The sequence below is a fragment of the Mycobacterium sp. genome, from assembly GCF_052143115.1.
Classification (GTDB): Bacteria; Actinomycetota; Actinomycetes; order Mycobacteriales; family Mycobacteriaceae; genus Mycobacterium.
The window spans coordinates 1-10,158 of sequence record NZ_JBKQTQ010000233.1 but is presented as its reverse complement, the minus strand read 5'-3'; the positions used below and the strand labels follow the sequence as shown (position 1 = coordinate 10,158).

Sequence of the window (10,158 nt, the reverse complement as noted above, 5' to 3'; positions counted from 1 at the left end):
CTGGTGCGCCGTTCGATCCGCAAGCACGGCGGTGAGCCGTCAAGTCGTCACGTCGACGAACTGCTCGATGAACGCATAGCGCACCGCAGTCGTGCCCGGCGAGGACACGGCTGTCGACAGGTAGCGGCGGCCGGCCCGTACACCTGCTCTCCCCTTGCCGGCCGGGCAGCGCTTACAGCCCTACTTCTTCTTGCCGTGCGCTTTTAGGTGCTCCTTGGCGGCATTCCTCGCGTGCTCGATCGCCTCAACGTGGTGGGCATGCGCCAACTGGGCATGGTGGGCGGCTTTCTCAAACCCTCCCTCCACGTGCTCCTTAGCGGCTTCTAAGTGCTGCTTGGCGGCTTGTTCGAGATGTTCGGCTGCTTGCTTGTGATGTTCGGCCGCTTGCTTTGACACAATTGAACCCCTTTCAAGGGATTTCGTTATTCAGCGAGAGCGCAACAACTCTAGACCCTGGAGGTAACGCCGAGCCGCGACTCCGAACTGCGGCTTCTGGCCGCGGTGCGTTGGTCAATCCGCGAGCACGGTGGCGAGCCGTCAACTCGTAACTTCGACGAACTGCTCGACGAGCGCAACAAGCTGACCGGAACCTGACTCGTCGGCTAACTGCCACGCGACCGCAAAGGCAACGAGGCCCCAGTCGACGGCACGTTCAAACCCCTCCTTTCCACGCCGACCCCCAGGGGCCACCCCGGCTCCGACACCCCGCTGGCACCGCCCAGACTTGCAGGGGGTTTGGTCCGGGTGGCAGCGCGTCCGCATAACGCGCCCACGCCACCCGGGGCGTCGAAATCTTGTGTCCCCGTAGAAGTCTCGTAGAAAGGCAGGTAGTCGGTAGACGACGTGACGGTTTCCGATCGTCGGCTAGAAGCGTGAGGACTTATGACTCCTTGTCCGACACCAGCCGGGTCCCTTAGCGTTAGCTGCGACAGGCTCATACACCAGACCAGCACAGGAAAGGCGAACAATGTCCAATCGCTCAGCGCATGGGGGGATCGTAGTCGCAGTCGACGGATCGGCGTTCTCGACAATGGCGGTGCGGTGGGCCGCCCGCGAGGCCGGGATGCGCAATGTTCCGCTCAGTATCATCCATATCATCGACATACCGCCGTCGGGCTTGTTGGCTTTGGGCGGAGCTGCTCTTCCGGAGCCCACCGAAGCCGGCGACTGGCAAAAAACAGAAGGCGCGAACATCATCTCGGCAGCCATCAAAGTGGCTGAAGACAGTGCCGAAAGCGGAGTCCATCTAAAACTGTTTTCAGAAGTGTACTTCGCGGCAACTCTTCCGGCGCTTATCGATCTGTCCAAAGAGGCGCAGATGATTGTGGTGGGCAGCCGCGGGCTAGGCATGGCGCGCCGGGTTCTGCTCGGGTCGGTCAGCAGCGGGCTGATCCACCATGCGCATTGTCCGGTGGCGGTGATCCACGATGAGGCACCCATTGGTGTGCTGGGGCCGTCAAAACTGCCCGTGGTAGTGGGCATTGACGGGTCGCCGGCGTCTGAGTCGGCGACGGCGATCGCTTTCGACGCGGCGTCTCGTCGAGGTGTAGATCTAATCGCATTGCACGCATGGCGCGACAAGAGCATGTCCTTTACTCCGGACATTCAGTGGTCGGGTCAGCGAGCGGCCGGGGAGGAAGCCTTAGCCGAACGCTTGGCGGGCTGGCGGGAGCGCTACCCCGACGTTGTCGTGCACCTCCGGGTCGTGCTCGATCGCCCTGCTGAACATCTGCTAGACGACGCCGCGTCATCGCAGCTCGTCGTCGTCGGTAGTCATGGCCGTGGTGGATTCTCAGGCATGCTGCTGGGATCGGTGAGCACGGCGGTGGCGGAGGCAGCCCACGTACCCGTGATCGTCGCCCGACAGCACTGAACGCAAATAAGTCGCCATGCCGTTCCACCGCGCCGGTGGAACGGCATGGCAGATCACGTTGCCAAGCTTCCGCCACCACGACGTGCTCAAACGTGAGCACCCGTCGGGCGCCGGTCACAGCGGCACACCCAACAGCCGGGAACCTAGGACCGCGGCTCCGACCGCCAGCGCACCTCCGAACGGCAACACCAGGAAACGGGCGATAGCCGTTTTCAGGGGTGTTCAGTGAACACCCTGCCGCCTGCCTGCCTGCCGCTGCCACCCATGCCGCAATCAGCGCATCGTGCCCGGCTAGTTGCTCCAGATCATTCATCATTTCATCTCCTTTTGACTGTTTTATCGTGTTGAACTGGCCATTTATGCCGACCAACCACCCACGATCGTACCCGGGCAGCAGTTTGCTGACAAGCCGTTTATCCATGAAACAATCTGTGCAACAAGCGATTTCGGCATATCAGAGGAGCCGTGAGCAACCTCAAAGCATAAAATATGCTGGGCTGCAAACGATCACGCGCGAACGGATAGGCCCCAGCAAACTAGCCACGACGGCGGCCCGCCCGCCGGCCGAAGGTCGGGATCGCTCTCCCCGTGACAGAGGGCGACCATCCCTCCGCTAAATCCCATGGTCAGAGGCCATTTTTCGTGCCGGATACAGTCCGATACACGTTTGCTGCACCGAATTGCGTTGAATTGCAATAATTTTCGGTTGGTATACGATTATCTCGTGCGCAACGGCAACGGCAAGCGCGACGAGCGCATCCGGGCGCTACATGAGCGCGGTCTGAGCCTGCGGGCCATCGGTCGGCGCGTCGGGCTGTCCCACGGCCACGTCCGCCGCGTCCTGGCCGCGATGCAGACACCCGCCGGGGAGTTTCAGCACCCGCTGCCGGTGGCACTCGACGATGACGAGTGTGAAGCGCCGGGACCGTGGTCGCACTGGACCGTCGAGGAGCAGGCCCGCGCCTATCGGGACCAGCTGCGCACCGCCGAGGGGCCGATGCGCGAGCTGATCCTGTACCGGCTGCGCCACGTCATGCCGGGCGACGAGTACGCGCGGCTGTGTGAGCGGATCGGGGAGCCGCCTACATAGCCGTGGCCAAGCGCCAAGAACCGGCGGACCGAGAACCGCCGGACGCTACTTACTGCCCCGCTTGGCCGGTGCCTCGGCGGTCGTCGCCGTGGTCGGCAGGTTGGTGACGCGCATGACCGCCGTCGCGCGTTCGACAAGCCGTGACTGATTCAATCCCAGTACCGCGCACCAGAGTTATTGCACGTCAGAGCCTGTTTTTACAGGACTGATCGGGCTACGTGCCCAATTATTGCCCAATGGGGATGGGCCGCTGGTCTGGCAACAGAAAAGGATCGCGGCCATGACCACCACCAACCCCCCGGTCCGGCTCGGCGAGCTGCTCGAGGCCACCGTCGCCGCCCTGGTGCGGCAGCTCGACGACGCCAACGAGCGCATTCGCACGCTCGAGGCCGAGCTGTCGGGCGTCGGCCACTACGCGCCGTATCCCGTCGATTCGACGACGCGCCATTGCTGCGGCGCCATCGGCGGCCACGCCCCCGAGTGTGAAAAGGCCGAGCTGTCGGGCGCCGACCGGTGACCACCACCGCCACCCACCTGGCAAAGGTCCGCGCGCACCTGCGGTTTGCCCACCTCGAGGCCATCGCGCCGCCGGCCGGCTCACGGGTGCCCGCCCGGCGATGGTGGCCGCTGGTTCGTGTGACGTTCGGCGATTACGTCCGGTCAAAAGGCCCTTATCCAAATACCGCGCTGGCGCACAATGTAAGTAATGAGTCCGACGGCTACCAAATGATTATCCGACGGCTACCAAATGATTAGGAGTGGTCATGTTCGCCAAGATTAAACGGGTGGCCGCTGCCGGGGCCGCCGTTGCTGGCGTCGGGTGGATTACCGTTGTGAGTCCGGGCGTGGCGCACGCGCAGCCGCCGCGCATTCCCCAGGGCGCTAACTTCACCTGCCCTGACGTCGCGGGAATCACCTACGTGCAGGACCCCGCCAATGCGAATGCCTACTACATGTGCATAGATGGATTGCAGCAGCAGCACTTGCAATGTCCGCCAGTTGCGAAATTAATCATGGGAAGGCCGCCGACGTGTTCACCCGCTCAGCAGCACGGCATGTAGGCTGCCTCACGCACAAACACCTAACCCTCTACAGTGCACATGTGCATACGCGTCGCCGACTCGTCGCCGTCCTTGCCACCCTCAGCATCGCCACCGCTTTGGTTGGCGGCTGCTCCTCCTCCTCGAAAAAGTCCAGCGGGCCGCTGCCGGATGCAGCCACCCTGCTCCAGCAGTCCAGCCAGACCATTAAGAACGTCAAGAGCGTGCACCTGGTGGCGTCGGTGAACGGCAAGATCAAGGGATTGGCGGTCAAGACGCTGACCGGGGACCTCAACACCGCACCCAATATCGCCGCCAAGGGCGACGCCAAGATCACGTTTTCGGGTTCCGACATTGACGCGCCATTCGTGGTCTATGAAGGGATCTTGTACGCCGCCCTCACCCCGAACAAGTGGGCCGACTTCGGTCCGGCGGCCCATATCTATGACCCCTCCTTGATCCTGAACCACGACACCGGCGTGGCCAACATGCTGGCCAAGTTCACCAACGCCAAGTCCCAGGCCCGCGAAACCATCAACGGGCAGGACACCATTCGCATCACCGGGAATGTCCCCGCTGATGCGGTGAATCAGCTTGTGCCCCAGCTGAGGGCAAGTCAGCCGCTGGCGTCCACGGTCTGGATCCAGGAAAGCGGCGATCACCAGCTGGTGCAGGCCAAGCTGGATCAAAGCGCGGCCAATTCGATCCAGATGACGCTGTCGAACTGGAATGCACCGGTGCAGGTCACCAAGCCACCGGTGAGCGGATGACGGCAACGCACGCCGAGCCGCGAACGAAGAGAACACGCTCGGGCGCAGGAAGTTTGGTTTGTCACCTCTGATTGGTCGACACCGGGGCGGGCGGGCTTCCCAACCAAGGGCCCGCCCGTCCCCAGGGCCTGTCCCGCGCTGCCGAGTTGCGAACGCAGATGAACACGCCCGGCGCGCAGGAGGATTAACTGGCCGCGAAGAAGTACGCGACCGCGCCCGTGCCGCTCGGCACGATGCCGTACAGGTCATGTGGGGAACTACTGAGGCCGAGCTCCAATAATTCGAGAGGAGTCCAGCGGGTACCCGGCCGTGGTTCCCGTCGCCGTCACCGAAGGGCCGCCGACGTAAACCGTTTGCGTGCCAGCGTTTTTGATCAGGCACCCGCGGACATTGTAGCCCGCCGCGGGCAGCGTGACGATCAGCGCGGCACTGGTTCCGACACTCGCAGTGCCGGCCGAGAAAGTTTGGTTAGTCAAGTTCATCTCATCTCATGGTGGGCCACCGGAACGGGCGGGCGCTGTGAATGCAACCACCCACCCGTTCCAGGGCCTACCCGCGCGCCGCCGGAGTGAGGGCCGAAGGCGCGCAGGAGGTTTCGGTTATCAGCCCGGATAGCAGAAGCTCACATTAATTGAGCCGCTCGCGACAATTCCGTACAACCCCTCGGCGCTCGCGCCGGTGGTCGGAATAAGTACGGGCGTCGTGTTACTCGCCGCCAGCTGCAGGCCACCGGTCGACGTGGTGCCGGCTGTCACCGTGCTTCCGCCGATGTAGACAATGCTGGCACCCAAATTTTGCACGAGGATGCCGTCCACGTCCGGCGCGGAGCTGGGCGTCGCTATTAGAGTTGCGGTAGTGCCTATCGACACCACGCCTTGCTTGTAGGCCATTTTTACTTCTCTTTCACGAGCTCGACCCACCCGGACTTAAGCCAGGTATCGTGCTCTTTGTCATTTGGGACCTCGAGGACATCGCCGCCGGTGTACGCGGCACCGGCATGGATGACCCGTTATGGGGCAACAACTTTCACCTTCAGCGGCGCAGCGGGATTCTCCGCAGCCTCTTTGATCAGTCGGGCAGCCATGGGCAGCTCTTTCTCTTCTGGTGCTTCCATGAACACCACGGGGTCGAACGGTTTGACGTCCTCCTCCAGCCCAGGTGCCCAAAATTGGGCGCCTGGCTGCTGAGGCGTAAACGGCATCATTATGAGGTCGGCAACCCGGTAACGAGGTTCAGAGCTGCGGGTCGGGGGCAGTTGTACGCGATACGCTCCTCGGCCACCCAGCGGTACTCGTTGCTACTCAGCAGCGTGTACGGATCGAACATGATCAGCAGCCCGAGGCGTTGCCAGAAAATACCGGCGCCCGCCTTAACGCTCATCACGACAGCCGTACCCGCGGCAACCTGGGTGGTCGCGAAAATCTGCGCCCCCCAAAGGTTTCCGTTCGAGCCGGGCACACCCTGCGGGATCACCGAATACGGGTTCGGCTCATTGGCCGGTCCGGTCGACGGCTGGCCATAGGCCGTGAGGTTCAACGGGCCAGCTAGCAAATCGAGCCAGCACCAACGGTGCCAGCCGCAATACCAGGCAGCGGAGCAACACAAGCCTTCTCTCAGCAGAATGACCGCGACGACCGTTGCTCCGGTGTCAGTGAGGGCGAAGCGCCGAGCGGCCACCGGCAACGATCACGTTCACACAGAAAATGACCCTGACCTGCGGTGTGAGAATTTTCTTCACTAGTATCCAGTACCGCCGAGAACTCTGTCTGCCACCGATCAGAGTTTACGCTATGAGCCGCGGTGACCGCAGCATATTCAGATGTGTTCACAAACTCCGAACAATGCCGCGGTCACCGCCCCGACCAGCGCAGACACGCCAGCATCAGCCATCCCGATCTACGGCTGCAGTAGCTAGGTGCCCTGACACGGAGATGGGAGACAGCAAGAAGCTCCGTGCCTAACCCACTCAGTAGTTGTTGCAGGTGTTAGCGAGTGGCACGAAAAGCGGGACGAACTGTGCAGCCCAAGGTGTGCTCTGCGCCTCATCGAGCATCTGCCGGCGCTGAGCGGGCGGCGAAGCAAGAAGATTTTGCAACCAGGCCTGCGCCAGGGGCGATGCGTTGAATTGCGCGGCAGGTTCCGGAAATTGCGCATTCATTGCCGCTACCACCTGCGAGTAATTGCATGTGGTGTTGACGACCGGACCCAGATCAGGTTGTGCGGACGCGACTCCAACTCCAGCGGTCAGTGACAATGCTAGAACTAGACCGCCAACTCCGGCAGCCAGTCGGGTCAACGACAGTGTGACCATTTGTGGACACCTTTCAACTAACTAGTTGCTAAACGGCTCGGATTCTTGTGCAGCGCAATGATGTTGGCCTTCGATTCACTGGCCACGATACGTAATTCCGCCCAATCCTGGACTAGTCCGGGCGGGGCGGGCGTCCGTTGGCCGCCGCCACGTGGCGGCCCCAGGATATGAGTTCGGCGCTGCAATCATCTCGATCAATCACGCATTCAATCAGCGTCGGACCCTCCTGGTTCGCCAACGCCAGCTGGATAGCGTCCGCCAATTCTCCGGCTGTTTTTGCCCGGATGCAATGTTGTTGCAGCGCAAGGATCGGCGGCATCCGGGCCAGCCCCTTTTGATCAATGCTGCCCACGTGGTCGACAATGCCTGTCACCGTGGGGCCGGGCACGGTGGCGTTGCAGCGGATACCGTTATTCGCATACGCCCAGGCGACATTCTTGGTCAATCCCACCATGCCGTGTTTTGACGGGGTATAGGGTGCATCGGCCGTGCCGCCGCGCAGTGCGACCTCTGAGGCCGCCCTGGTGCAGCATGCGCGGCAACACCGCCCAGTCATGCTTGGAATGTCAATCGCTTGGGTCATGGCCTCCGGCTCCTGATCCTCGGTCTGCACTATGCCGCCGGCGCAGCGGCCAGGTCAGGGTCGAAGGTCCCACAAGCGAGGGCCCAACGGACCAAATCCTATGATGTGATGGCCCTCGCTGGATCAACGGTGCGTGCGTGGTGGCTATACAGAGCGACAAGCAGGCAGACCGGATTTTGGACGTTTGGGGACCTGGGTGCGCTTTCCGCAGTCGCTGGTGTGCTCCTGATGGGCACGGCATTGTCGACGCCGATGCGCCGGATCAACGAGAATGCGTCAGATCAAGTGAAAACGGACTTTTGTGCCGGCGGCCAGATCCGGCATCGCAAGACGGGGCTCTCGAACAGATCCGTGCCAGCTGTGATGGATCACTCCTGCGCTCCGCGATCTACGGCTGCAGTGTTAGGGGATGCCTCGATACCGGAAATCACATGTAGCGCTGTGACAGCGAATCCGACCCACTTCTGCGGATCACTATCGCGGACTGGTACGCCTGGGAAAAAGGCGGTGCCGACGGGGGTCAGCTTGTTGTCGATATACGTGCATACGAAACATACGCAATCCAGCATTGTCTTCGGAACGAGCATGACGACGCGTGCGCCTCCACTTGGTTAGGTTAGAGCCCGAGGAAGCGTCGAATTCGACGCTTCTGGTCGGGTTTCGTGATCGTGTAGGTAATGTGCTTCTCGCTGGTTGCACCGGACCAGGTGAAGTTGACGCGCTTTTCTACGCCGCGATATTTCCATGCGACGAAGCTGGGTCGCGCGAGCGATCCACGGAAAGGATTTTTCGACGCCGTTAACGACGGAGTAGCCGCGATAGATGTTCTCCAACGAGACGCCGAATCCCACTCCGTTGAGATCGACGATTCCGCCCCACAGGGTTTGGTCGCCGTACTTGAGGAACGGTCGAGCGCCCCAGAAATCGGTCGTCGAGTGGTCGACATTGGAGAACGCGTCATACGGCAGGTCGGTGTTTGCTGGGTCACCGGCCACGCACAGACCCCATTCCAACGGCCACGGCTTGCGGGCGAGCAAAAAATCAATGGCGACAGGGGGAATCGGGCTTTCGACTTGGCCTTGGTTGGCGGTGAACGCTTTCGCGGCGGCATGCGTGCAAAGTAGCTTGAGCACCCAACGTTCGAGGTCGTGGCCGGAGATGGTGATTTCCTCGCGGCGTCCCCACTTGCCCGCACCGTTGCCAAACTGCAGCGCGATGTTGCGGACGAATGTGGCGAGTTCCAACGCCGCCTTATCGTTGACACCCAGTGCGGTGTTGTGCTTGGTGCACAACACGTTCGCGACGAAATTCTTCGGCTTGACCGGTTTTCGGATTCCGAACCCGTTGTTGTGCTTGAGTGCAACCTTTCGGTCGTTGAAATAGTAGAGCTTGATCAGGGAATGCGAAATATAGTGCTCCCCAGAGATTTTCGTGGAGCACCCACCGTGAAGGTTGGCGTAGCACTTAGGGTGTCGGTAGTTGGGATCGACGGCGGTGGTCATTGGGTTTCTGGTCGTAGGGGTCAGGGTGTTGGTGGCGCAGTGCGCCCGGTGATCGGTGTTCAGGTCTGACTGATGACGCGGTGGGTCAAGGTGCGAGCCGGCGCTTCGGCGGTCGCGACTAGGCCGACGCCGTGTGTGTCGGTTTTGCGCGCTGCCTGCAACCCGATCTTGGACGTGCCCGCGACCTTGTCGATGTCGAACCGCTTGATCTCGACGACGAACGTGTAGGGCGACCCGTCGGGCAAGTGAGTCAGCACAGTGTCGCCCGGCTCGATCAGCTCGATGGGCACCTGCTCGACGTCATACCCGCTGATGTGAACGATGGTCATGCTTCGAATACTAGTTCGATGTGCCGACAAGTCACCCCGACGCGCCGTTTGCTGTGGCGACACGGCTCCCGCAGTGTGGAGGATCGGTGGAGGATTTTCGGGCGATTCGATACCCCGACAGGGTATGTCAGCCAACACCAAAGGCCAGGAAAAACTACGCCTGAGCTCGGTTTTTGTGTTGTGCGCCGTCAGGGTTTCGAACCCCGGACCCGCTGATTAAGAGAACGTCGTCCGCGTCGTGCTGGGTCTCGGGAACAGGTTCGGCTAACGGGTTTGGCGGCTCGGCGCAGACTTGGCCCAGATGTCAATTGGGCACATATTGGGCACACCGTGCTACATGGTGTTCTGAAATAGCCACCGCTGAACTGCACCAATACTGGTGCGCGATACTGGCGCCTCTCTGTGTCAAGTAGTTGGTTTTTGCCGGGTTGTAGGGTTTGGGGGCGGGCTCGGGAAGTGACTTGTCTGAAGAGCCGGTGTGTGGGGTGTCAGCTGGCCGCGCGAGACGATAGAGCCGCCCCTGAGTGTCCTCTCGGGCCCGCCTTTTGTTTGACTGTGTCGCCGATCAGCTGTCGGTACACGATGTCGGACAGGCGGCGTTTCAAGCAGCGCATGGCTTCGTTGTGATTTTTGCCTTCGGATCGTTTCCGCAGGTAGTAG

At 61.5% G+C, this 10,158-nt stretch carries 13 protein-coding genes; 5 read left to right on the top strand and 8 right to left on the bottom strand.

The genetic code is table 11. The features are described 5' to 3' along the window. Positions 1 to 180: 180 nt before the first annotated feature. Entirely contained in the window at positions 181 to 396 is a 216-nt protein-coding gene (locus tag ACLQI9_RS23175) for a hypothetical protein (protein ID WP_442392252.1), read from the bottom strand. Positions 397 to 967: 571 nt separating this feature from the next. Between ACLQI9_RS23175 and ACLQI9_RS23170 the strand changes: the two genes are divergently transcribed. From ACLQI9_RS23170 to ACLQI9_RS23150, 5 genes are all read left to right on the top strand, one after another. After that, positions 968 to 1,873 carry a universal stress protein gene (locus ACLQI9_RS23170; RefSeq protein WP_442382038.1) on the top strand — a complete coding sequence of 302 codons (906 nt, stop codon included), beginning with the start codon at positions 968 to 970 and terminating at the stop codon, positions 1,871 to 1,873. A 724-nt stretch (positions 1,874 to 2,597) separates the two neighbouring features. Further along, positions 2,598 to 2,963 (top strand): hypothetical protein, encoded by a 366-nt coding sequence (locus ACLQI9_RS23165; protein WP_442382037.1) that lies wholly within the window; start codon positions 2,598 to 2,600, stop codon positions 2,961 to 2,963. A gap of 280 nt (positions 2,964 to 3,243) precedes the next feature. Next, positions 3,244 to 3,480 (top strand): hypothetical protein, encoded by a 237-nt coding sequence (locus ACLQI9_RS23160; protein ID WP_442382036.1) that lies wholly within the window; start codon positions 3,244 to 3,246, stop codon positions 3,478 to 3,480. Between the two features lie 247 nt (positions 3,481 to 3,727). Continuing rightward, on the top strand, positions 3,728 to 4,024 hold the full coding sequence (locus ACLQI9_RS23155) for a hypothetical protein (protein WP_442382035.1): 297 nt from the start codon (positions 3,728 to 3,730) through the stop codon (positions 4,022 to 4,024). A gap of 41 nt (positions 4,025 to 4,065) precedes the next feature. Continuing rightward, positions 4,066 to 4,773 carry an LppX_LprAFG lipoprotein gene (locus tag ACLQI9_RS23150; RefSeq protein ID WP_442382034.1) on the top strand — a complete coding sequence of 236 codons (708 nt, stop codon included), beginning with the start codon at positions 4,066 to 4,068 and terminating at the stop codon, positions 4,771 to 4,773. 602 nt (positions 4,774 to 5,375) lie between these two features. On the opposite strand, the gene ACLQI9_RS23145 is transcribed toward ACLQI9_RS23150, so the two are convergent. The 7 genes from ACLQI9_RS23145 to ACLQI9_RS23115 form a co-directional block, all read right to left on the bottom strand. Further along, positions 5,376 to 5,663 carry a hypothetical protein gene (locus ACLQI9_RS23145; protein WP_442382033.1) on the bottom strand — a complete coding sequence of 96 codons (288 nt, stop codon included), beginning with the start codon at positions 5,661 to 5,663 and terminating at the stop codon, positions 5,376 to 5,378. A 119-nt stretch (positions 5,664 to 5,782) separates the two neighbouring features. Then, on the bottom strand, positions 5,783 to 5,974 hold the full coding sequence (locus ACLQI9_RS23140) for a hypothetical protein (protein WP_442382032.1): 192 nt from the start codon (positions 5,972 to 5,974) through the stop codon (positions 5,783 to 5,785). A gap of 2 nt (positions 5,975 to 5,976) precedes the next feature. Continuing rightward, on the bottom strand, positions 5,977 to 6,450 hold the full coding sequence (locus ACLQI9_RS23135) for a hypothetical protein (protein WP_442382031.1): 474 nt from the start codon (positions 6,448 to 6,450) through the stop codon (positions 5,977 to 5,979). A gap of 289 nt (positions 6,451 to 6,739) precedes the next feature. Further along, positions 6,740 to 7,084 (bottom strand): hemophore-related protein, encoded by a 345-nt coding sequence (locus ACLQI9_RS23130; RefSeq protein ID WP_442382030.1) that lies wholly within the window; start codon positions 7,082 to 7,084, stop codon positions 6,740 to 6,742. Between the two features lie 112 nt (positions 7,085 to 7,196). Then, positions 7,197 to 7,697, bottom strand: a complete 501-nt coding sequence (locus tag ACLQI9_RS23125) for an SDR family oxidoreductase (protein ID WP_442392251.1) — start codon at positions 7,695 to 7,697, stop codon at positions 7,197 to 7,199. Positions 7,698 to 8,278: 581 nt separating this feature from the next. Next, positions 8,279 to 9,169: a hypothetical protein gene (locus tag ACLQI9_RS23120; protein ID WP_442382028.1), complete on the bottom strand. Its 891-nt coding sequence runs from the start codon at positions 9,167 to 9,169 to the stop codon at positions 8,279 to 8,281. Positions 9,170 to 9,228: 59 nt separating this feature from the next. Beyond that, positions 9,229 to 9,498, bottom strand: coding sequence for a hypothetical protein (locus ACLQI9_RS23115; protein ID WP_442382027.1), 270 nt, complete (start codon positions 9,496 to 9,498; stop codon positions 9,229 to 9,231). Positions 9,499 to 10,158: the final 660 nt, after the last annotated feature.